23 protein-coding genes and 1 other annotated feature are annotated in these 22792 nt (G+C 49.7%); of the genes, 13 read left to right on the forward strand and 10 right to left on the reverse strand.

Annotated features, from left to right (window positions below):
* The 6 genes from trpB to smpB form a co-directional block, all read right to left on the reverse strand.
* The gene (trpB, locus tag ACQ661_RS07305; protein WP_110076299.1) at window positions 1-1215 is read right to left on the reverse strand and encodes a tryptophan synthase subunit beta; all 1215 of its coding nucleotides are present in this window, start codon (window positions 1213-1215) and stop codon (window positions 1-3) included.
* A complete protein-coding gene (gene trpCF, locus ACQ661_RS07310; protein WP_431668040.1) occupies window positions 1208-2611 on the reverse strand; it encodes a bifunctional indole-3-glycerol-phosphate synthase TrpC/phosphoribosylanthranilate isomerase TrpF in 1404 nt (467 codons plus the stop codon). The genes trpB and trpCF overlap by 8 nt, the downstream gene beginning before the upstream one ends.
* A complete protein-coding gene (gene trpD / locus ACQ661_RS07315) occupies window positions 2598-3608 on the reverse strand; it encodes an anthranilate phosphoribosyltransferase (protein ID WP_313932630.1) in 1011 nt (336 codons plus the stop codon). The genes trpCF and trpD overlap by 14 nt, the downstream gene beginning before the upstream one ends.
* Entirely contained in the window at window positions 3596-4261 is a 666-nt protein-coding gene (locus ACQ661_RS07320; RefSeq protein WP_431668041.1) for an aminodeoxychorismate/anthranilate synthase component II, read from the reverse strand. The genes trpD and ACQ661_RS07320 overlap by 13 nt, the downstream gene beginning before the upstream one ends.
* Entirely contained in the window at window positions 4258-5877 is a 1620-nt protein-coding gene (locus tag ACQ661_RS07325) for an anthranilate synthase component 1 (RefSeq protein WP_431668042.1), read from the reverse strand. The genes ACQ661_RS07320 and ACQ661_RS07325 overlap by 4 nt, the downstream gene beginning before the upstream one ends.
* A 63-nt stretch (window positions 5878-5940) precedes the next feature.
* Window positions 5941-6043, reverse strand: a sequence feature (Trp leader region).
* Between the two features lie 162 nt (window positions 6044-6205).
* A complete protein-coding gene (gene smpB, locus ACQ661_RS07330; RefSeq protein ID WP_110076302.1) occupies window positions 6206-6685 on the reverse strand; it encodes an SsrA-binding protein SmpB in 480 nt (159 codons plus the stop codon).
* Window positions 6686-6850: 165 nt separating this feature from the next.
* Between smpB and ACQ661_RS07335 the strand changes: the two genes are divergently transcribed.
* From ACQ661_RS07335 to sixA, 3 genes are read left to right on the forward strand one after another with little or no spacing between them, the layout of a single operon-like run.
* Window positions 6851-7294, forward strand: a complete 444-nt coding sequence (locus ACQ661_RS07335) for a type II toxin-antitoxin system RatA family toxin (protein ID WP_313932627.1) — start codon at window positions 6851-6853, stop codon at window positions 7292-7294.
* A 4-nt stretch (window positions 7295-7298) separates the two neighbouring features.
* Complete coding sequence (locus tag ACQ661_RS07340) at window positions 7299-7682, forward strand: RnfH family protein (protein ID WP_153826715.1); 384 nt, start codon at window positions 7299-7301, stop codon at window positions 7680-7682.
* A gap of 3 nt (window positions 7683-7685) precedes the next feature.
* The gene (gene sixA, locus ACQ661_RS07345; protein WP_431668043.1) at window positions 7686-8192 is read left to right on the forward strand and encodes a phosphohistidine phosphatase SixA; all 507 of its coding nucleotides are present in this window, start codon (window positions 7686-7688) and stop codon (window positions 8190-8192) included.
* Here sixA and smrB read toward each other — a convergent pair.
* Window positions 8152-8715: an endonuclease SmrB gene (gene smrB / locus ACQ661_RS07350; RefSeq protein ID WP_431668044.1), complete on the reverse strand. Its 564-nt coding sequence runs from the start codon at window positions 8713-8715 to the stop codon at window positions 8152-8154. The genes sixA and smrB overlap by 41 nt on opposite strands.
* A 140-nt stretch (window positions 8716-8855) precedes the next feature.
* Between smrB and prmB the strand changes: the two genes are divergently transcribed.
* Genes prmB through ACQ661_RS07370 form a run of 4 tightly spaced genes read left to right on the forward strand, consistent with a single transcriptional unit; the run spans window position 8856 to window position 12645 of the window.
* Entirely contained in the window at window positions 8856-9752 is an 897-nt protein-coding gene (gene prmB, locus ACQ661_RS07355) for a 50S ribosomal protein L3 N(5)-glutamine methyltransferase (RefSeq protein ID WP_431668045.1), read from the forward strand.
* Between the two features lie 45 nt (window positions 9753-9797).
* Complete coding sequence (gene aroC / locus ACQ661_RS07360; RefSeq protein WP_431668046.1) at window positions 9798-10898, forward strand: chorismate synthase; 1101 nt, start codon at window positions 9798-9800, stop codon at window positions 10896-10898.
* A gap of 13 nt (window positions 10899-10911) precedes the next feature.
* Window positions 10912-11484: an elongation factor P hydroxylase gene (locus ACQ661_RS07365; protein WP_431668047.1), complete on the forward strand. Its 573-nt coding sequence runs from the start codon at window positions 10912-10914 to the stop codon at window positions 11482-11484.
* An 18-nt stretch (window positions 11485-11502) separates the two neighbouring features.
* Window positions 11503-12645, forward strand: a complete 1143-nt coding sequence (locus ACQ661_RS07370; protein WP_431668048.1) for an ATP-NAD kinase family protein — start codon at window positions 11503-11505, stop codon at window positions 12643-12645.
* A gap of 6 nt (window positions 12646-12651) precedes the next feature.
* On the opposite strand, the gene ACQ661_RS07375 is transcribed toward ACQ661_RS07370, so the two are convergent.
* Complete coding sequence (locus ACQ661_RS07375; protein ID WP_110076309.1) at window positions 12652-12972, reverse strand: 2Fe-2S iron-sulfur cluster-binding protein; 321 nt, start codon at window positions 12970-12972, stop codon at window positions 12652-12654.
* Window positions 12973-13101: 129 nt separating this feature from the next.
* Here ACQ661_RS07375 and gpt point away from each other — a divergent pair, with 129 nt between their 5' ends.
* The 5 genes from gpt (at window position 13102) to ACQ661_RS07400 (ending at window position 18528) form a co-directional block, all read left to right on the forward strand.
* Window positions 13102-13587, forward strand: a complete 486-nt coding sequence (gpt, locus tag ACQ661_RS07380) for a xanthine phosphoribosyltransferase (protein ID WP_110076310.1) — start codon at window positions 13102-13104, stop codon at window positions 13585-13587.
* Window positions 13588-13663: 76 nt separating this feature from the next.
* Window positions 13664-15763 (forward strand): TonB-dependent receptor, encoded by a 2100-nt coding sequence (locus ACQ661_RS07385; RefSeq protein WP_431668049.1) that lies wholly within the window; start codon window positions 13664-13666, stop codon window positions 15761-15763.
* Window positions 15745-16791, forward strand: a complete 1047-nt coding sequence (locus tag ACQ661_RS07390; protein WP_431668050.1) for a PepSY-associated TM helix domain-containing protein — start codon at window positions 15745-15747, stop codon at window positions 16789-16791. Before ACQ661_RS07385 ends, ACQ661_RS07390 begins: the two co-directional genes overlap by 19 nt.
* A gap of 44 nt (window positions 16792-16835) precedes the next feature.
* A complete protein-coding gene (locus ACQ661_RS07395; RefSeq protein ID WP_153826646.1) occupies window positions 16836-17750 on the forward strand; it encodes a metallophosphoesterase in 915 nt (304 codons plus the stop codon).
* Window positions 17751-17829: 79 nt separating this feature from the next.
* A complete protein-coding gene (locus ACQ661_RS07400) occupies window positions 17830-18528 on the forward strand; it encodes a tellurite resistance TerB family protein (protein WP_431668051.1) in 699 nt (232 codons plus the stop codon).
* On the opposite strand, the gene ACQ661_RS07405 is transcribed toward ACQ661_RS07400, so the two are convergent.
* Window positions 18514-20691, reverse strand: coding sequence for a hypothetical protein (locus tag ACQ661_RS07405; RefSeq protein ID WP_431668052.1), 2178 nt, complete (start codon window positions 20689-20691; stop codon window positions 18514-18516). The genes ACQ661_RS07400 and ACQ661_RS07405 overlap by 15 nt on opposite strands.
* 94 nt (window positions 20692-20785) lie before the next feature.
* On the reverse strand, window positions 20786-20977 hold the full coding sequence (locus ACQ661_RS07410; protein ID WP_431668053.1) for a hypothetical protein: 192 nt from the start codon (window positions 20975-20977) through the stop codon (window positions 20786-20788).
* Window positions 20978-21235: 258 nt separating this feature from the next.
* Here ACQ661_RS07410 and ACQ661_RS07415 point away from each other — a divergent pair, with 258 nt between their 5' ends.
* Window positions 21236-22786: a hypothetical protein gene (locus ACQ661_RS07415; protein WP_431668054.1), complete on the forward strand. Its 1551-nt coding sequence runs from the start codon at window positions 21236-21238 to the stop codon at window positions 22784-22786.
* The last annotated feature ends 6 nt before the right edge of the window (window positions 22787-22792 follow it).

Below are 22792 nucleotides of genomic sequence, written 5' to 3' on the forward strand. Positions count from 1 at the left end.
TTATTCTCCTTGAGCGGTAGCTGCAAAAATGCGACGAACGTGATCGATGTCTTTATCACCGCGGCCTGAAAGGTTAATCAGTAATAGTTCTGGAGCATCGGGCTCAGCTGCACGTTTCAATGCATAGGCGAGCGCATGGGCTGACTCTAGTGCAGGAATAATTCCTTCTTTTTCTGCCAGCAACTTAAAGGCTTCCAGCGCTTCATCGTCGGTTACCGATTCATACCGCGCCCGGCCAATACTTTTCAGGTAAGCATGTTGTGGGCCTACGCCAGGATAATCAAGCCCAGCCGAGACCGAATAACTTTCTTCGATTTGGCCTTCGTCGGTTTGCATAATAAAGCTGCGACAACCGTGCAAGATGCCGGGCGCTCCGGCAGCTAAAGTGGCACCATGATGATGAGTATCAATTCCTTTGCCGGCTGGTTCGACTCCTACTAGGGCCACGCCCGGTTCATCAATAAACTCAGCGAACATGCCGATAGCGTTAGAGCCACCGCCCACACAGGCGATAACTTCATCGGGTAAGCGGCCGGCTTGGGCAATCATTTGTGCTTTGGCTTCGGCGCCAATCATGCGATGAAACTCACGCACAATGGTTGGGAACGGGTGCGGGCCAGCGGCGGTGCCTAAAAGGTAGTGGGTAGTTTGGTAACTGGCCGTCCAGTCGCGCATAGCTTCGTTTACGGCGTCTTTGAGGGTGCCACTACCGCTATCTACAGCCACTACTTTGGCGCCCATCAGTTCCATTCTGAACACATTAGGCTGCTGCCGAGCTACGTCTTTAGCACCCATGTAAATAATACATTCTAGCCCTAACAGAGCGCAGGCGAGGGCGGTGGCGGTACCATGTTGGCCGGCGCCGGTTTCGGCAATAATACGAGTTTTGCCCATGCGCTTGGCGAGCAGAGCTTGGCCAAGTACTTGGTTGGTTTTATGGGCGCCGCCATGCAATAGGTCTTCTCGTTTTAAATAGATTTTGCAGCCATTAGGCGATGTTAGCGGCAGATTGCGGCACAAAGATAAAGGCGTAGGACGACCCAAGTAGTTCTTGAGGAGGTCACTAAATTCCGCTTGAAAAGCCGGATCTTGTTGTGCTTCTAAAAAGGCTTGCTCTAGCTGATCTAACGCCGGCAATAAAATCTCGGGGACAAATTGCCCCCCAAAATCACCAAAATAAGGCGACAAAGTTTCCGCTGAGGTACGACTAGTCATGAGTGACTCCTTGCTGAATACGACCATAACCCCGTAATTGGGTCATGACTTGATTAATAAGGGCAGGGTCTTTGTGTGCTTTATAGAGTTCAACCCCAGAGTTAATATCACAGCGCGCTAGCCCAGTGGCTAAGGCAGCGCTTACATTGCTTGCGTTCAGCCCCCCAGCTATCATGCACTGCTGGCGCTGAGCCGGTGTTAAGTGAGCTAATAACGACCAATCAAAAGGTTCGCCGCTACCACCGTATCTGTTATCCAGTAAAAACGTATCTACTTCTAAATCAGGCAGTAACAAGGGCTCGTCCACCGCAACTGCCTTCCAGATCTGCACGTTGCGCGGAATCGCCTTACGTAATTGGCTAATGTAATCGAAGTCTTCTTGGCCATGCAGCTGAACTGCATGTAAGTTCAGCTGCTGGGTAAGCTCAGCCACCTCGTGCAGCGGTTGGTCGGCAAATACGCCCACGTAGGCAAGCAATGGAGCTGCTGCAATCACGGCTTGCGCCTGAGCTAAATCAACACAACGAGGCGAGTGCTTCACGAAGATCAAGCCACCAAATGCGGCTCCAGCGGCATGGGCACAGAGGCTATCTTCGGGGCGCTGCAAACCACAGATTTTGTGTTCGCCATAAACTAATTCACGGCAAGCTTGGTCGACATTCGCTTGCGCCGCCAATGCACTGCCCACTAAGAAGCCATCCACCACACCAGCTGCTGCTCGCACTTGTTGATTCGTATGATAACCAGACTCGGCGACCACCAATACGCCTGGAGGAATCTGCTGGCTCAGTTCCAAACTGGTGTCAGTATCAATCTTTAAGGTGTGCAAATCACGGTTATTGATCCCAATAATCTTCGCTTTTAAGTTAATTGCCCGCGTTAATTCAGCTTGGTTGGCGACCTCGGTGAGCACATCCAGCTGATATGTGGCGGCCAGCTCAGCCAAAACTTGGTACTGCTGATCGTCTAAAATCGACAGCATCAACAAAATCGCATCAGCACCAAAATATCGGGCTAGCAACACTTGCAAAGGATCAATAATGAAATCTTTGCATAGTACGGGTTTATCAACGGCTTGGCTGACCGCGGCCAAATAAGCATAACTACCTTGAAAATAGTTCGGCTCAGTTAACACCGAGATAGCGTCCGCATAACGAGCGTAAGTTTGGGCCAAGCTGACCGGATTAAAATCAGGTCGAATCAACCCCTTGCTGGGCGATGCGCGCTTACATTCTAAAATAAAACTGGCTCGCGGTTGCGCTAAAGCGGCAGCCAAACTGCGGCTACTGGGCTGCAATTGCGCTTGCAGTTGCTCGGCCTGATAGTGCTGGCTTAATTGCTCGAGTTCAGCTCGGCGGCTAGCCACGATTTCTTGCAGCACACTAGGAATACTCACGATTAAACTCCTGTAGCTTGTGTAAATGGGCAAGGGCTTTGCCGCTAGCTAAATGCTCGAGTGCCGCGGCACAGCCGGCGGCGATGGTTTCAGTTACGCCGCTGAGGTAGAGCATCCCGGCTACGGCTACGGCCACTGCGTCAAGCTGAGCTTGGCTAGCTTGGCCTTGCAACACACGTTGCAACAATTGGGCGTTGAAGTCAGCATCGCCACCGCGTAAAGCACTGATTGGGGCCGTTTGTACGCCTAATTGTTGGGGGGTAAGTTGATACTCAGTGAGTTCGCCATCACGTAACTCCACCACATGGGTGTTGGCATGAATTGCTATCTCATCTAAGCCTGAGCCATGCACCACCATAGCTCGTTTACAGCCTAACATACGCAAGGTTTCGGCCATCGGTTTACACCAACTAGGATCATAAACGCCGAGCAACTGGGCATCGGGTTGGGCTGGATTCACCAGCGGCCCAAGAAGGTTAAACAAGGTACGAGTTTTTAAAGTTTGTCGGCTCGGCATGGCATAGCGAATACCAGGGTGATAGTGGGGCGCAAACAAAAAGCAAAAATTAAAGCGATCCAGCTGCGCCGCTGCCACTTCAGGATCTTGGGTAACGGATAAACCCAAACTTTCTAGCACATCAGCAGAACCAGAGCGTGACGACACGCTGCGGTTTCCATGTTTGGCTACGGTCAGGCCCATGCTTGCGGCTACCAGAGCAGCGGTGGTAGAAATGTTCATGGTGTTACTGCCATCACCGCCGGTACCACAGCTATCTATCACCACTCGCTGAGGGCGTTGAAAAGGCTTGGCAGCGCGCCGCAGCGCTTGTGCGGCACCTGCCATTTCGCTGGGTTGCTCACCGCGCATTTTCATCGCCACTAAGGCTGCGGTGATTTGAATATCGTTCAGCTCACCTTTTACTAAGTGGTCGAACAGCCGCTCGGCAGCATCAACGGATAAGGCTTTACCGGCCATTAAATCGGTTATTGCTTGCATGGTAGACTCCCGTATTGAGCAAATAAATACGCCACACTCTGCGCCAGTAAACGAGTTCCGTGACTAGTTAAAATAGATTCTGGGTGAAATTGAAAACCCAAGGCATAGTAATCCTTAAAGTAGGCTGCCATCGGAATAGCACCGGTGGTGGCAAGCACCGCAATACTTTGCGGTAACTTGAAGCCACACAAGGAGTGATATCTAGCCACTCCTAAAGGACTTTCTAAGCCATCAAAAATAGGATGAGATTGGCAATCAATCAGCGCCTTTTTGCCATGTACCGTTTCACCACAGCGGTCAATCTCACCGCCAGCTGCGTGAATTAGGGCTTGAAAACCAAGGCAAATACCCAGCATCGGATACTGCCCACGACAGGCCTCAATCACCTCTAGCAAATGGCCTGCTTGGGCTGGATGGCCCGGGCCCGGCGACAAACACAGCAACTGGCGCCCGGGGTAATCAGCTAGGGCTGCAATGAATTGCTCTAGGGGCACATTATTACGATAAATCATCAGGGGATAACCTAATTGCCGCAGTTCATCCACCAAGTTGTAGGTAAAAGAATCAAAGTTATCTAATAACACGATTCTATCTGGGGCCGAGTTAGCGGCATCAGTGTTGATGTTCATGTTCGCACTCATGTTGTCACTCATAAAGAACCTCCGCTGCCAAAACCTTGTTGGTTGGCCTGTTGAATCGCTTCTAATACAGCTCGGGCTTTACCTTCGGTTTCATTCACTTCGGCGAGGGGCTGTGAATCATGAACCACACCGGCCCCAGCTTGTACCACGGCATAACCCTGGCTAACAAAGGCAGAGCGAATAACAATACAAGTATCCATGTCGCCATTGCCGGATAGGTAGCCCACGGCACCGCCATAGCTGCCGCGGCGCTGCTGTTCTACTTGGCGGATAATGGTGGCGGCATTGATTTTTGGCGCACCCACTAAGGTTCCCATATTCATACAGGCACGGTAGGCATGCAGCGCATCAAGATCATCAGCCAACTGCGCCACCACCCGTGAGACCAAGTGCATCACGTGGGAATAACGATCCACCTGCAATAGGTTAGCCACGTAACGGGTGCCAGGCTTAGCAATACGAGCTAAGTCGTTGCGGGCTAAATCAACCAGCATCATGTGCTCGGCGAGTTCTTTTTGATCCAGCCGCAACTCTAGCTCGAGGCGACTATCTAAATCTGCCGCGATGCTGCCATCAGCATGCTTGCCTCGGGGGCGGGTACCAGCGATTGGATACAGCTCAACTTGGTTGGTAGCTGCGGTATATTTAAGTGCTGACTCTGGCGAAGCGCCGAATAATTCAAATTCTGGGGTGCGTAAAAAGAACATGTAAGGGGAGGGGTTAGCCGCTTTTAGCTGCTGATAGGCAGCTAAACTATCGCGACACTCAATGCGAAACTGTCTTGAAGGCACCACCTGAAAAATATCCCCCGCCAAGATCCGTTCTTGCATCTGTTGCACTATCTGCATAAAAACGTCACGGCTAGGCTCTGCTTGCACTTCAGCAGTGTTGGCAGCCGGGGCTGGGGCCGCTGGTTTTATTGGGCTAGGAAGCTGACACAGGGCCGCTACCCGACCGGCTTGATGAGCCAACTGCTGATAATATTCGGCACTGTTCGGGCCGCTTAGTAAACCTGCAATGAGTTCTGTGGTTTGGCTCTGATGATCAATCACCAACAGGGTTTCTGCGAGATAAAACTGATAGTCCGGGCAGCTGTTGGCCGCCATCGGCACCTCGGGTAATTGCTCAAAACTCGCCACGTAGTCGTAACCAAACACGCCACCGATGAAAATGGCGAGTGGATGGGCATCACCGGCTTGCTGCAATTGTTGCTGGACGATTCGCAGTGGCTCAATATTAGAAACAGCACGTAAGCGCGAGTCTTCATCGCTGGTGCTATCCAGCTCAGCGAATAAGCATACCAACTGGGTGAGTTGGCCTTGCGCATTGCGCTCGGTGGTTAAGCTGCACAAAGGTGTCAGTTGTTCTTCTAACCAAGGTAAGAGCGACTCGCCGTTAGCCGTGAGTGCGGTGATGGTGACTTGATTGCCAGCACAGGTAAATTGCACCGAAGCGCTTACCATCAGCAAACTTTTGAGGTGCTGGCGCGATTGAATTTCAGCAGAATCAAGCAACAACGAATGCGGCTGATCGGCGCACACGCGCTGATACACAGCAAGCGTATCCGCTTGATAGGGTAGCTTGATGCGCAAACTACTGAGGGTTCCAAAAGATTCGATAATGTTCACAAAGACCTACTTGTTAGCTAAGTTGTATAACTTTTTGTATGGTTTTTAGTTTGATTTTCAGCCACAAAAAAACCCGCTCCAGGAGCGGGTTTTTTGAATCTAACTACGTGAGAGACACGCACAGACACACCACCCGCTATATCGGGAGATGCCACCACCAGTTGAATGCTTGAACTGCGATTGGGTTTGTCATGTGTTTGCCTTACGCTTTTTTTTTATTGTGTAACTATTTGACAGTGTTAACTTGTATACAGGAACTTTTGTATACAGGAACTTTTGTATACAGGAACTTTTGTATACAGGAACTTACCCTGATTTAGATCACATGTCAACGCACATTATGTTTCATAATACGTGCTTTTTGGCGCTGCCAATCACGTTCTTTAATGGTGTCACGTTTGTCGTGTGACTTTTTACCCTTAGCTAGGTAAATCTCTAACTTCACTAAATGCCGCTTCCAATACATGGCGGTTGCCACAATGGAGTAGCCATCACGCTCGCTAGCGCCAATCAATTTATCTAACTCGCGTTTTTTCAACAGCAGTTTGCGGGTGCGCTCTGGGTCGCATACCACGTGGGTTGAAGCTGAAATCAGCGGTTGGATCTGGGCGCCTAATAAATAGGCCTCACCATTTTTGATGATCACGTAAGTATCGGCAATGTTCACCTTACCTTCGCGGATGCTTTTGATTTCCCAGCCTTGTAAGGCGATACCTGCCTCAAACTTATCTTCGAGGAAGTATTCGTGACGGGCCTTTTTGTTCAGGGCTATAGTGCCTGAATTGACTTGTTTTTTAGCTTTGCTCATGTCAGTTATTATACCCATGCCTTGGTAAAATCATACGTTTTTATTGTCTTGTCGAAGGAATCAACAAATGTCATTGGGGAGATGATTCATGGCTTAAATTGCGCTATCATGCGCAGCATTTTACAGCTGTAACGCTTAGGCGTAAATCAGAGGATAAGAAAACCTATGCCAACAATCGAACGCAGCGCATTAGTACCGTACAGTGACGAACAAATGTATGCGTTAGTCGACGATATTGATAGTTATCCGCAATTTGTGCCGGGTTGTCGAGCTGCGGCTATTTTAGAGCAATCTGCCGAGATGAAAGTGGCGCGCTTAGAAATCAGCAAAGCGGGTATCAGTAAGTCTTTTACCACGCGCAACAGCCTGCATCCTTTTAGCCAAATCGGGATGGAACTGGTTGATGGTCCGTTTGAGTATTTGCGCGGTGGTTGGAGCTTTCATCGGTTAGATGAAAACGCCTGTAAAATAGTATTACGGTTAGAATTTGAATTTGCTAATCGCTTGTTAGGTATGGCCTTTGGCAAAATTTTCAATGAGCTACAAAGCCGCATGGTGGACGCCTTTGTACAGCGTGCGCAACAAGTGTATGGAGTGAATCGTGGCTGAAGCAATGCAATCGGCAGCAGCAGCGGCTGAACCTGTGCAGCCCGAACTTATACAAATAGAAGTGGCTTACGCGACGCCAGCTCAGCAACAAATTATCAAGCTCAGAGTGGCGGCGGAAACCCCAGTTCAGCAAGCCATTGAACAGTCGGGCATCCTGCAATACTTTCCTGAGATAGATCTTAGTCAGCAAAAAGTGGGTATTTGGAGTAAGGCGGTTAAATTAGACCACCAGGTGCGCGATGGCGACCGCATCGAAATTTATCGACCCCTCATCGCAGATCCTAAAGCCGTGCGCCGTCGCCGTGCCGATCAAGCGAAAGATGAAGGGCGTGCCGATCCTGTTACTGGCGGACGTAAGCGCGAACGTGCGGCAACTGAGAGCGAATAAAGCGTGACAATAACCTTATATTTGATGCGTCATGGTGATGCAGTAGCAGCTCAAGCCTTGCAAGCGGATGCGATTCGTCCGCTCAGCCCATTGGGCGAAGAAGAAGTGCTAGCGGCAGCTACTTGGCTGCAGCAGTACCTTGCTGAACAAGGCCAGTCAGGCCTAGATTGGCTGCTGGTGAGTCCTTATATTCGGGCCCAACAAACCGCCACCATAGTAGCGCAGACAACCACCGCCAAAGTACGTGACATCAGTCATGACATTACTCCAGCTGGTGATGCCGATATGTTCACGGAGTGGCTGTGGGTTAAGTTAGCGGCCATGGCAAGCACTTCGGCTCAGGTGATGGTGGTGTCTCACATGCCCTTTATAAGTTATTTGGTGGCGGCCTTAGATCAAGCCACACCGCCACTTATTTTCCCAACTGCTGGCATAGCAGAGCTGCAAGTGGATATCGCCAAACGCAAGATCAGCTTTGTGCGGATGATTGCGGCAACTCCAGCAGAATAAGCAGTGCAGCATCGCCACCCCATTGCTTTGGTGCTTGGTGAAAGGCCTTGACGGCAGGGTGCTGAACCAACCAATGGGGCAGGTTTTCTTTTAAAATACCTTGGCCATGGCCACTCATAATGGCACAGCAGTCAACCTGCTGTTTTTGGCATGCGTACAACAAGGCAGCAATTTCCTGTTTGGCTACAGCTTGGGTTAAGCCATGCAAATCAAGAAACAGTTCCGGCGCAAAATCTCCCCGCCGTAATTGCTTTAACACATGGCTAGCTGTGCCCGGTGCCAGATAGCGTATGGCTCCTTCAGCAAAGTGCGCGCGATAGGTATCAGAGAAAAAGAATTCCGCCTGTTGTTGCTTCATTTGTTGTGCCGCAGAAAGTTCCGGGCGTCGCCTGCGTAGCAGCTTGGGAGTAATGCTAGGGGGCTGATGCGAATCATCCACAATACGTTTATCCACCTTCACTAAATCAGCAAAAGATGAAGTCTCGGCAAGGTCAGGTGCTGGCTTGTTTGGGTCTTTAGTCATGCGGTTTAGGTTCAGCTTATGTTCGGCTTCTGTTCGGCATAGGTTCGGTCATAGGTTCCGCATAGGTTAGTGCGAAATGAGCAAGTTTAGGGTATCTTATAGCCTATTGGGGAACAACCAACAATTATCTGGAGAATGGATTGAGCGCTTTTACCACAACAAGCTTGTTAGACGCTTTGCGTTGGGCCGTGTCTGCGATGCAGCAGGCCGATGTTTATTTTGGTCATGGCACCGATAACGCCCACAGTGAAGCTCAACTCATGTTGGCTCATGTCACGCATTTACAATTTCAACAGCTCAATGGCTTTTTATCCGCTCATCTGACAGCTGCAGAATGGCAGCAGTTCAGTGGCCTGGTTAATGAGCGTATCAGCACTCGCAAGCCGGCGGCCTACTTGGTAGGGCAGGCATGGTTTGCGGGGCTTCCCTTTGTGGTTGACGAGCGGGTGCTGGTGCCACGTTCACCTATTGCTGAGCTGATTGAACAGCAATTTGCAACTTGGTTGACGCAACCACCTCAACGTATTTTAGATTTATGTACCGGCAGTGGCTGTATTGCCATCGCTTGTGCCTATGCCTTTGCAGACGCTGAAGTAGACGCGCTGGATATTTCATTAGAGGCATTGGCGGTAGCGGAAGAAAATATTGCCATGCATGAGCTAGAGCAACGGGTGTTTCCGATCCAATCAAACTTGTATGACGCCATTCCTAAGCAGCGCTATGATCTTATCGTGACCAATCCGCCTTATGTGGATGCGGACGATATGGATGATCTCCCCGAGGAGTTTCATCATGAGCCAGAGCTTGGTTTAGCGGCAGGTGAAGATGGCCTCGATTTAGTTCGCACGATTTTACGTGAAGCGCCAGATCATCTTACTGAGCAGGGCGTGTTGATATGTGAGGTTGGCAATTCATGGGTGGCATTGGCCCATGAATTTCCACAAGTGCCATTTGAGTGGATTGAATTTGAACGTGGTGGCGATGGGGTCTTTATGCTGCGCTACGCTGATTTAGTGGCTTGTCGCGACCTTTTTTAGTACTACCTAGCATAAATAACAGAAGCATTCGGTAATAGAGGATTTATGGCTGCTAATACTTGGGGCGAATTATTTCGAGTCACCACCTTTGGTGAAAGCCATGGGCCCGCAATTGGTGCGATTATTGATGGCTGTCCGCCAGGATTAGCTCTTAGCGAAGCCGATATTCAGCCTTTTTTGGATAAACGCCGGCCTGGCCAAAGTCGTTATACCACCGCGCGTCGAGAAGCTGATCAGGTGCAGATTTTATCAGGGGTGTTTGAGGGACGAACCACAGGCACGCCCATCGGACTACTGATTCATAATACCGATCAGCGCAGTCAAGATTATGGCGCTATCAAAGACCAATTTCGGCCCGGCCACGCAGATTATACCTATGCGCACAAATACGGTGAGCGTGATTATCGCGGTGGCGGTCGTTCGTCGGCGCGAGAAACCGCCATGCGCGTTGCTGCTGGTGCCGTGGCGCAACTTTATTTGGCCCAGCGACTAGGGATCACGTTCCGAGCAGCGGTAACCCAAATAGGCCCTCACCATGCCGACCCAACGGCGGCCAGTTTCGATTGGCAGCGGGTGCCCAACAGCCCCTTGTTCTGTGGTGATAGCGATTGTGAAGCCGCCGCCGCTGAGTACCTCAAACAATTACTGAAAGAGGGCGATTCGGTTGGAGCGCGGGTTAGATTAGAAGTACTAGGCGTTCCGGTAGGCTTAGGTGAGCCCGTGTTTGATCGCTTAGATGCTGATTTAGCCAAGGCATTGATGAGTATTAATGCTGTAAAAGCGGTCAGTATTGGTGATGGTTTTGCCGTCGCAGCACAACGCGGCAGCGAACACCGCGATGCGTTAACCCCCGCGGGCTTTAGCAGCAATCATGCGGGCGGTGTGTTAGGTGGCATTGCAACCGGTCAACCCTTGATTGCCGACGTAGCTTTTAAGCCAACCTCGAGTATTACCCAACCGGGTAGCACCATCGATAAAAACGGCAACGCTTGTGAGATAGTCACTCGTGGTCGCCACGACCCTTGCGTTGGTATTCGCGGGGTGCCAGTGGTTGAAGCAATGGCCGCCTTGGTGATCATGGACCATTGGTTACGCCATCGTGCTCAAAATGCTGATGTAAAACACAGTTTACCAACGATCGGTTGAGCATGAGTGGTAGATGATGACACGAGCACAAAGGGCCAACGAGCCCGATTATCTGGCACTTATTGACGTCTTTGAAGCGTGTTTTTTTGACAGCTATCGAACCCGCTTGGTAGCAGGTACCGACGAACCATATTATCAGCCAGGCGCGGGCGGTGAGCCGCATCAAATCGTGTTCGCTCATGGTTTCTTTAGTTCGGCACTGCACGAGATAGCGCATTGGTGTATTGCCGGTAAGGCCCGTCGCCAGCAATTTGATTACGGCTATTGGTACGAACCCGATGGTCGCACCCCAGAGCAGCAGCGCCTATTTGAGCAAGTAGAAGTTAAACCACAAGCCATTGAATGGCTGTTCTGTGTCTGCTCGGGGCGTAATTTTCAGGTGAGTGTGGATAATTTAAGTGCGCTTGAAAGCGGTGCTGAGATAGACCGCAATGCTTTTACCGACAACGTTCGGGCTCAGTTTAATGCCTACGTGGCGCACGGCTGGCCGCAGCGAGCTGCACAGTTTGCGGCCGCCCTTGCTAACCATTATGGCCAACCTTGGCCGGTTCAAGCTCAGCCTGCAGTGGTTGCTAAGCATAACTAAGGAGACCTGTTGTAACTCATGACCTCAAGTAATCTGATTCGTATTGGCTTGATTATCAATCCACTGGCAGGTTTAGGCGGCAGTGTCGCACTCAAAGGCAGTGATGGTGCTGCAACCGCCGCGCAAGCATTGGCCTTAGGGGCTCAGCCACAAGCCCAGCACCGTACCATGCAGGCATTGAAGCAATTAGGAGCTTGGTCTGAGCAAGTGCAATTCTATTGTGGTAGTGACGAACTCGGCGAACAGGTTTTGCAGCAACTGGGCTTGCCTCATCAAGTGGTTTACCACCCGAGTACGCAGCCTTCTACTGCCGCTGATACGCAAGCTATGGCACGTATGTTTGCGACTGAACAGCCGGTAGATTTGTTGTTGTTTGCCGGAGGCGATGGCACGGCTCGCGATATTTGTGCAGTGTATCCAGATGATCGCCCGGTGTTAGGAATTCCTGCAGGAGTAAAAATTCACTCCGGTGTGTATGCTATTAGCCCAGCTGCCGCAGGTAAAGTTCTACAGAAACTGGTGAGTGGTGAGTTAACGTCGGTAACCCGCGCCGATGTCATGGATATTGATGAAGAAGCCTTTCGCGCTGGTACGGTGCGAGCCAAGCGTTACGGCGAAATGATGGTGCCAGCTGAGTTACAGTACATCCAAGCGGTAAAAATGGGCGGTAAAGAAAGCGACGAATTGGTGCTTGCTGATATTGCTGCCGATGTCATTGAGAGCATGGAAGATGACACCCTCTACATTATGGGCTCAGGCTCCACTGTAGCCGCAGTGATGGAAGAATTAGGATTAGCAAATACCTTGCTCGGCGTGGATGTGATTGCTGCTGGTCAATTGTTAGCACAAGATGTGACCGCCAAACAGTTAGAAGCGCTCGTCACCGCGCATGCTGGGCCGGTGAAGCTAGTCATTACCGTTATTGGTGGACAAGGGCATATTTTGGGTCGCGGTAATCAACAACTTAGCCCAGCTGTGATTCGTCACGTGGGGGTTGAGAATATGATTGTGGTGGCAACTAAACGCAAATTGCAGCTACTAAACGGTCGCCCGCTGTTAGTAGATACGGGCGACCCGGAGTTAGATCAAGAGTTAACGGGCTTGCAAACCGTCACCTGCGGCTATCATGACCAAGTATTGGTACGTATCGCCGGGGTTTAATCGTAATTAATACTGAGATTTAGGTAATCTTACAACCAAGCCATCGAGTTCTTCGGTGATTTTAATCTGACAGCTTAAGCGGCTATGTTCGTTAGGCTCGATGGCCATATCTAGCATATCTTCTTCTCGCTCTGATGGCGGTGGAATAAGTGCTTGCCACTGTGGATCTATGTAACAATGGCAAGTTGCGCAGCTCATCACGCCGCCACACTCACCAAGAATTCCATCAATCATATTATCCACAGCACCTTGCATGAGGTTTTCGCCCACCGCAATATCTGCATCAAATTGGTTCTCTTGTGCATCAATAAAAATAACACGAGGCATAAAACAAGTGACTCCATAAACTTAAAAATTAGCTGCTAATGAGCGCAAGGTTACCATAGTTTTAGGTAGCTTGCGGACAGAAATCCGCTAAAATGGGCGTTATTATTTGCAAATAAAGGGATGAAAACGATGGTCGGCCACACCAATAGAGAATTTTTTGTATCGTGGGAAGAACTCCACCGCGCCACCAAAGAACTAGCCAGACGCCAATTGCCGGCAGAGCAGTGGCAAGGCATCATTGCAGTATCTAGAGGCGGCTTAGTGCCGGCAGCTATTTTGGCGCGCGAGCTGAATATCCGTGTGGTAGATTCAGTTTGTGTCAGCTCGTACGATCATACCAGTCAACGCAGCGACATTAGTTTGCTCAAAGATGTGAACGCCACCACGGATGGCGAGGGTTTTCTTGTCATCGATGACTTAGTGGATACCGGTAATACCTTGAAGTTCTTACGAACGCGCTTTCCGAAAGCGAAATTTATCACCGTTTATGCCAAACCAGCGGGTATGGATTTAGTCGATGACTTTGTGGCAAAGCTTGAACAAGAAACCTGGATTCATTTTCCTTGGGATATGCATTTACATTACGTTGAACCGCTGGCCGGCAAAGAAAGTTAGTCAAATATCCTAATTGACGTTTTAAATGCGAATCATTATCATTACCTCAGGTTTTTTACTTGAGGTAGGATAATTCATGCGACTAGCACTTGTAACTCTAGCAATCACATCTGTTTTAGCTGGGACAACCACGTCCACACAAGCACAAGATCTTGCAGCTCAAGAAGTGATACAGGTTTCTGCAACTCGTACCGCACAACCCGCCAGTAGTATTGCTGCAACGGTTACTGTGATTGATGGCGAGGATATTCGCGAGCAACTAGCAGTTGCTGATTCATTATCAGATGTACTAGGTAACTTAGTTCCTGCTTTTTCGCCATCACGGCAAAAGTTAACAAGTGCTGGAGAAACACTGCGTGGGCGTGAGCCACTCTACCTCATTGACGGTGTGCCGCAATCAAATCCATTGCGAAATGGCTCAAGAGCAAGCTACACCATCGATCCGCTGATGATTGAACGGGTTGAAATTATCCACGGTGCTAGTGCTATCCAAGGGATGGGGGCTAGCGGTGGTATCATCAATATTGTGACTAAATCAGCAACAGAGGGTTCGGATCAAGAGTTTGTTGCTGGTTTAACCACATCACCCGACGAATTTAGCGATGGTCTAAGTTATCGCGCCGGGTACCTAACCCGCCATGTCGCAGATGATTGGCAGGTGGTTGCTGGCGTGCAGTTGCGTAGCACCGGCATGTACGTGGACGGCAATGGACAATTCATTGGTACTGATGTAACCCAAGGCGATACGCAAGACTCAGAAAGCTTTGATGTGTTCACTAAAGTAGGTTACCGCATCGATGACCAGCAGCATTTAGAATTGATGGTTAATCACTTCAATCTACAAGGCAATGGTGACTTTTCGCCGGTGAACGGTGATCGTACCGAAGGGCTAGCTGCTGTCTCAGTGAAGCAACCAAGTGAAGGTGATCCAGCTGAGAACAAGGTCACTACAGCTACCTTAACCTACAAAAATAAATCTGTGTTAGGTGCCGATTTAAACTGGCAAGTATTCCTACAAGACTTCTCTGCGTTATACGGTGGTGGTCGCTACGGTACCTTCCAAGATCCTGCCTATGGTGATGATATTTTCGATCAGTCACGTAATGATTCGAATAAGTTTGGTTCACGTTTAACTATGAACTGGAGTGCCGGTGCCGTTGTACCCATAGATGTAAGTGCAGGTCTTGATTATTTAAACGATAAAACCTTTCAGGAACTCGCGCAGACGGGGCGTAAATGGGTACCAGAAACTGCATTTGTGAACTGGGCACCTTTTGCACAGCTGCGCTATCAACATAACGGGCTAACGATAAGTGGTGGCTTGAGATACGAATATGGCAAGCTAAAAGTAGATGATTTCACCACCTTATATGCCTACAACAGCAGTTTTGTTAAAGGGGGGCAGCCATCTTTTAACGAGTTACTTCCTAACCTCGGTGTGGTGTATGAGTTCAATGACGCTCTACGAGTGTTTGCGAGCTACTCTGAAGGCTTTAGCATGCCAGACGTGGGTCGCGTGTTGCGCGGTATTGATACGCCCAACTTAAGTGTTGATAGCTTTTTGGATTTGCAGCCGGTTATTGCAGATAACCGTGAAGTAGGGATTGAGTATCGCGGTCAAGATCTTCGTGCAAGTTTGAGTTATTTTACCTCTGAGTCAGATTTAGGAGCACGTTTGCAACCCAATGCGGATGGTATTTTTTCTGTGGCCCGCGAGCGTACTGAAATTGATGGTATCGAGTTCTCAGCAAGCTATGCATTATCAAACGCCGCTAGCTTTGATTTGAACTACGCTGATACCGATGGCAAATACGACAGTGATGCAGACAATGTCGTTGATACCAAGTTAGGCGGACGAAATATCGCACCTCGGCGTTTAAATCTAAGTTGGAAGCACCAGTGGAGCGATCTAATCAATACCCGTTTGCAGTTAAATACGTTGTTTGATCGTGATATTTATTCAGGAGCTCAGGCAATCAATAACTTTGATGGCTACCAAACGATTGATCTACAAATGAATTATGATACTCCAGAATATGGCCTCTTTACGTTGGGTATTGAGAATTTACTGGATGAATTCTATCTAACTTATTACGCGCAAACAGCAGGTGCAGATGCAACCAACTTTGCTGGTCGTGGCCGTACAGTGAGTGTCAATTGGTTCTATCAATTCTAATTAAGCTGCATCGCTGGCTTGGGTTATTCTTTGGTTTATGGTTGGTACTCGTCGCGCTGACGGGTACCTTACTGTTGTACAAAGTAGAGCTGCTGCAGTGGACTTACCCACAACTCAAGCTACAGCAAATACCAACACAAGCGACTGCAGCCGAGGTCTTTGATCGTTATCAAGAGGGGTATGCTTACCTGCCGCGTGATGCCAATCCGTGGCTTGAAATTGTCATGCCAAGTGGGGTTCGGCATTATTACAATGATCAAGGTGAGCACATCTTAGCACGCCCCTATTTAGGTGATTGGATTAGCGTGATGGTAGAGTTCCATCACCATTTGCTCTTGCATGATCTGGGCAAAGATTTGCTCGGCTACCTGGGAATAGCAGGGCTCATATTACTCATAACCGGACTTATTCGTTGGTGGCCACGTCATTGGTCCCGACGATTATTAAGTGTGCGCTGGGTATGGCCGTGGCAACGAGGCTTTGCCGCAACCTTGTTTCAGCTTCATAAGGTGGTTGGTAGCCTACTTTTTTTGCCTTTGTTGGTAGGCATACTGACCGGTACGGCCATCATGTATGCTGCTGCCGTCAGTTCTGGTTTAACAGCCTTGTGGCCTAGCCAGCAGCAACAACCGATAACAGCAGACCAATGGCGCACAGTTGCAGCTGCGCACAGCTGGCAACAGCGCTTTGAGCGTGCACAACAATTACTGCCAGAGCATCAACCGCAATTGGTGTCTTTATCGAATCTTAGTATGAGGCTTACATTTCCTGGTGAATGGCATCCAAACGGCCGTAGTCACGTGCAATTTGATGCGAAGACAGGGGCAGTGACGAGTGTTTACGATCTGCGCTATGATAGCCGAGGCTACCAGTTAAGCCAGATGATCTTTCCTGTGCATATTGCCGCAGTGGGTGGCTTAAGCTGGTTTATAGTCGTGCTCATGGGCGGCTTAGCACTGGTACTTTTACCGCTAACTGGTATCTATTTTTGGGGGTGGCGGCAGTTTAAGCAGCGTGCTAGAAGATGATTCATTGGCTCGCTTAACCTAATAATCGAGGGGATATAGCATAGATGTTTGATGTGATCGGTGACATTCATGGTCATGGTGACCGGCTTGAAGCCTTGCTAAAAAAGCTAGGCTACCAGCTGCGTCAAGGTGCCTGGCGGCATCCCGAGCGAACCCTGATCTCGGTTGGTGATCTGATTGATCGTGGCCCACAACAGCGCAAAACCGTTGATATTATTCGTGCCATGCAAGACGCAGGGCAGGCGCAGGTGATTTTAGGCAACCATGAATTAAATGCAGTAGCCTGGACTCTCAGTGACGGCAACGGCGGCTTTTTACGTGCGCACAATGCTAATCATACCCGCCAACATGCGGCTTTTTTAGCTGAAGCTGAGCAAGATAAAGCTTGGTATGCCAGTACCTTAGCTTGGTTTAGAAGCCTACCTGTTTACCTCGACCTACCGGCATTACGAGTGGTGCATGCCTGTTGGCATGCGCCATCGAAAGCTATTATTGATGCCCATAGCGATGCCCAAGCGGTATTGACGGAAGCGGCTTGGATTGCAGCTAACAGCAAGGGACACGCCTTGTATGATGCCATCGAAGTGATGAACAAAGGCTGGGAAGTGAGCTTACCACCCGGCTATTCGTTTGTTGATAAAGGTGATCATCGGCGCTTTGCTATTCGTACTCAATGGTGGCGGACGGACACTCAGCATTACCGTGATTTGGCACTTGGGGTTGAACCACTCGATACTTTGCCCGACGGCCCTATAGAGGCGGGTAAGTTACCCGGTTATGACCAGCACAAACCACTATTTATTGGGCATTATTGGATGCGTGGTCGGCCACAATTACAATCTCCACAGATTGCCTGCGTGGATTGGTCCGTTGCCGATCCTAGTGGCGATGGAGTATTAGCAGCTTACCGCTTTGACGGCGAGCAGCAATTAAGTAACGACAAGTTTGTTTGGGTTTGATCCTAGCCGGCTGAATTTTTTACGCTAACTAAGGTCGACTAACTAAGGTCGAAAGGTTTAGATCATCAGGAGATAGCGTATGAATACAAAAGGTTTGCTCGAGCAGTTATTAGGGTCTGGTAGTTCGAATAACTCGGCCGCTAAGGGTCAAGGCCGTGGCTTTTTTGATAGTTTTGGTGGCGGTGCGGTTACTGGCGGAGCACTGGGTTTACTCTTAGGTAGCAAAAAAGGCCGTAAACTTGGCGGTAAAGTGCTTACTTATGGGGGCCTCGCGGCGCTTGGGGTGTTTGCCTACAAAGCCTACAACAATTATCAGCAAAAACAGAGCAATACTAACAGTAATACCACCAGCAACCCCAACAGCAACCCGCAAGGTTTCTCTGCGCAGACCATCGATCGTGTGCCAGCGGCACAAGTAGAAACTCACAGTGTGGCAATTTTAACGGCGATTATTGGTGCTGCTAAAGCTGATGGCCATATTGACGAGCGCGAACGCCAGCTGATTGACCAAGAAATAGGCCAATTACAAGCCGATGCCGATACCCAACAATGGTTGCAGGCTGAACTGGCTAAGCCGCTTGATCCTAGCGATGTTGCGAGACAAGCAAGTTCACCTGAAATTGCGGCAGAAATGTATTTAGCTAGCGTGTTTGCGGTAGATACCCAAAACTTTATGGAGCGTAGCTACTTACAAGAATTAGCGCGCCAGTTACGGTTAGAGCCGGGCTTACAGGCCGAACTAGACCAGCAAGCCCAACAAGCATTACAGCAATCCTAGCGGCCAACCAAAGCGCCACACGTAAGCGCAAAAAACGATAGTCACTACCAGTAATAACCAAAAACCCCAACGCGTGCGTGGTTGCGCGTAGGGGTCGGCTAACGCCCGCTCAGAGTGCTCTGGTAACTTAGCTACCCCGGTGAGTGCCGCCCCGAACGGGATATTAATGATAGCGCGAGTATTCACTGCCCAACCATTAGCATCCAACAGCGGGCCCAAATTACGGCGGCGCAAGGTCATGGCAGCCATCAACATCGATGGGCCGGAGATCAATAACATCACCCCTAGCAATACCAGTGGCATTTGCCATGCCGGCAGCGCCAAAAAGCCAGCAGCGAGGGCGGCTAAAGCGGTACCAATGGCACCCAACGCCAAACCAATGGCGGCAAAAATACCGGCAAACTTGGCAATATCAAAACTGCTTTTAGCAGCTGGCGCTGGGGCTTTGGCAGTAGCTTGAGTACTTGCCTGAGCACTCGCTTGAGTGATGCCGGCGCTGGTTTTGCTATCAATGTCTTTATCGCGCGCAGCCGCAAATTTATTGATTTGTGTTTCAATAAAAGCAGCTAATCGTTTGTAGGGTGACCAGAACGCCTGGCGCACGCTGATTGGTTGTGACACCACTTTAGTAACCGTTGCTTTCCAATCGCGCCCTTGGCGATCATAAAAGACCCCATTGCGGCCGGCGGCCATCGAATAATCGACATCTCCTGCGGTGAGTGCGGCAACGATCTGCAGCGGGGCTTGGTCTTTACGGGTGCAGGTGCAGTAAAGCAGATAGCAACCACTGAACGAGGCCATGCTGGCATGTTTAGCTGCATCGGCTACTCGCAATACAAGTTCGCAGCTGCGCTGATCAATAAACAAGGTACCGGCCTGAAAGATAGCTTTTTGGCGGCGCTGATAAAAGTCGCTTAAACTAACAAAGTTACGCAGGAGTTGTACCAAATCGCGCTGATAACGGCATAATTTTTCGAGTGCCTGCACGTTTTCAGCAAAACTGGTAATGGCTGCATCTTCAGCAATAAGAGCTGCTAAGTCGGCTTGGCCATGGCCTTGAGCCAGCTCAGCCAGGCGTTCAGCGGGCAGTTGATGTAACGCACTTGCTGGGCGCTGTGCTTGCCACGCCTGCCATGGTGCTAATAAGCCTTGTACCGCAGTCCAGTCAGCCCGGCTAAGATGGGTGCGAGTGGGCTCGGCACCTAATAGCGGCTCGACCACTTGGGTCAGTAGTTGTTGCATGGCATCAGCCCAAGCTGGGTTTACTCCTGTTTGCAATGGCAATGCTGCGGCAGCATCAATGGTGGCCAAGGGCAGGGCCGCCAATTCTGTATCTAGAGTAGCAATAGCGCGGTTACTTAAACTACCGTACACGCCGGTATCAGGATTTAACGAAGCAGCAGCGCGCTCATCAAAAGCGGCCAACTGACAGCGCACAAAATAGTCATCCACTTTGGCTTGCACCCGTTCCAGTGCTGCTACCGCCGCTGGCGTTTCAGCTCCTAACGGCCATAGTTGGGAATCATCGGCGTCACCTGCTTGTTGCCAAGCCACAATGGCTGCTGCTTGCTGAAAAAACTGCTCGAGCAAACTTTGGTTCACGCCCTGGCTGCCACTGCGATCGGCAACGCCACCTAAACAATCGATGATGTCTTGGATCAATTGCTGTAGTTGCGGATCTTGCGCCAATTGAGGCGCCACCACACCATCACCATTAAAATGGTCGGCAGCATAAAGTTTGGTGGTATCAAGAAAATCTTGCACCGTCAGAGCAGCATCGCTGGGTTTATCCAAGTAGGTCAACACGCGCTGAGCTGCCGCGTACAAGGCAGCACCCTCGGCATCGTCGGTCTTTAATGCAGTTAACGGCACACCTGGTTCAGCAAACATCAAGTTGCTATCCACCAGCCGAGCACAGCACCAACGTACCGCCGCAAGTAACTCAGGTACCCGAATCTGACCATCGTTATCGGTATCTAATAACGAAGTTGTGGCAGCATCAAACTCTAAGCCTAAGGTAGGACAGTTCAACACTGTCCATAATTTTTGGTCTAACTCGCTGAGGTGTTCTAAATCAGCGCCACGGCTAATCACCACTTGATCAAATCCGCCGGAACGAAAAAAGCGCCAAGTATGGGAAGATGAAGTTGAAGAGATGCTCACGATAACTGCTCCATGGAGTTACATATCAATTGATATGCTTAATCATTGAGCAGAAGCTGAAATAGCGCAAGTGCTATTTCAGCTTAGCGGGTTTTTAGCTTAGAGCATGGCTTACAGCATGGTACGCATCGGTGCTCCATACCAAACTCATGAGGACACTCACTAGTGCCAGTAGCAGCGGCATCAGAATAGGTAAACAGAGTAATAAAACAAGACTCCACAGGGCTAACCGAGCGGTGGGTTGAGGCGGCTGTTTTAGCTCAGATTGATAATTAGTGCCAGGCATAGTCTACTCCAAACCAAAAGGTGCGGCCGGTGAGGGTTCGCGATGAACGCTCGAGTTACTTGATTATTAGTTTGGTCGGATCTTAATGCGAATTATTATCATTTGCAAATAATCGATGGGAATTTTTATAGGCTCAAAAACACAATCGCAAGCCCAAGTTTTTTAACACTTTTGTTTAAAAAAGATTGCATGGTTTGCAAACTGCTAACAGAATATCGGTGCATTCGACCCTCTAATAACAGCTCACGGAGCAGCTTGATGACCTACATAGCAAAGCATTGGCGCGGTGAATTATCCTTGGCAGTCGCGTTCTGGATTAACCTGGTGGTGGTTAATATTGTGCTGAATATTCTGTCCTCGGTGGGCTTGGTGGTGCTGGTTGCACTGGCAGAAGTTGCGGGTTATACCCCAAGCGATAGTGCCATCATGGTTGGGATGTTGGTGTTGATGCTGGCCTACATACTACTTAGTGTGTGGCAACTTGTGGGTACTTGGCGCTCAGCTCGCCGGCATATTCAACAAACGGGTCGTTATGGCTGGGCCATAGTCACCAAAATTTTAGTTTTTCTGGGTTGGTGTTCGCTGTTGTTTGTATTGCTCGCGGTGCTGATGGCGTTTACGGCCGAAGACGGCGATTGGTTTGAGTCGTTTGATACTGAACAAGTACGTTTAGATGACGCCGGGCATGTGCTCTTTGTTAACGGATATTTGGACCGCGGGCTTGCCAACTACGTGGATCAGCAATTAGCACAAGCTCCGTTAGTGCAAGTGGTAGCCTTAAATAGCGAGGGTGGTTTAGTTGCAGAAGGGCGCAAGTTAGGCGAAGTTATCAGCAATTACGGCCTAAATACCTATGTTAGCGAGCATTGTGCTTCGGCTTGTACCTTGGCTTTTATTGGCGGCTACACTCGGTACCTTGCCCCCGGCGCTAACTTAGCTTTTCATCAATACTCGATGGAAAACCCTACGGCGGCGCAAGAAGCTGATTTAAAGCTCCAACAATACGATGACATGCAGTTATTTCGGCTAGCCGGCGCCAGTGAAAACTTTGTCCAGTCGATGTTTCTGGTAGCTGCTGACGATCTTTGGTATCCCACCATCGATGAACTGATTGAGCATGGCGTCGTCACCGCGGTCGCGCCGCTACGCCAACTGGTGCTGAAGCTCAGCAATCAACACGCCGGTCAGGTAACTGATGCCTATCAGCTCGCCGATGAAGCTTTTAGTCAATTGCCGCCTTTTATCACCATCGCCGAGCAAGCTCCCGAGGTGTATCAAGAGATCTTAAACGAGTTTGTGAGCTTGTACCAAGTTGGCGCGGATTTTTCTGAGATTCAGATACAGGTTGCCAACTACGTGAATGAATTGAAGTTTAACGCTCTGCTGGCGGTCCCTGATAAGGTAGTGATTGAATATATGCAAGCCGAATTGGATATTTACCGCGCCTTGGTTGAGCAAGAGCCGATTTTGTGTATGAAGGTGCTTTATCCCGATAGCTTTGGCAACATCGTCTTTACCAATCATTTTGATCAGCAATTTCTTAATAATCAATATCAAGCCGTCAGCTCATTGCTCAGCCACGGCTTAAACCAAGAGCCCGTGGCCATCAACCACGAAGGCGCCGAAAACGATTTGCCGCTAGTGCTCGAAGGCCTTGACGACTGGCTGCCGTACCTACAGAACTTAGGTAGCGATAGAGTGGGGTACGCCAACCATTGTCAGGCGACCATCCAATTATATGAGTCAATCTTAACCCGGTTACCAAGCGACCAAAGCGCTAACATGCTGCGCTGGATGATGGTGCCTTAGTCGTCA

The organism is Pseudidiomarina sp. WS423 (assembly GCF_050750165.1).
Lineage (GTDB): Bacteria > Pseudomonadota > Gammaproteobacteria > Enterobacterales > Alteromonadaceae > Pseudidiomarina > Pseudidiomarina fusca.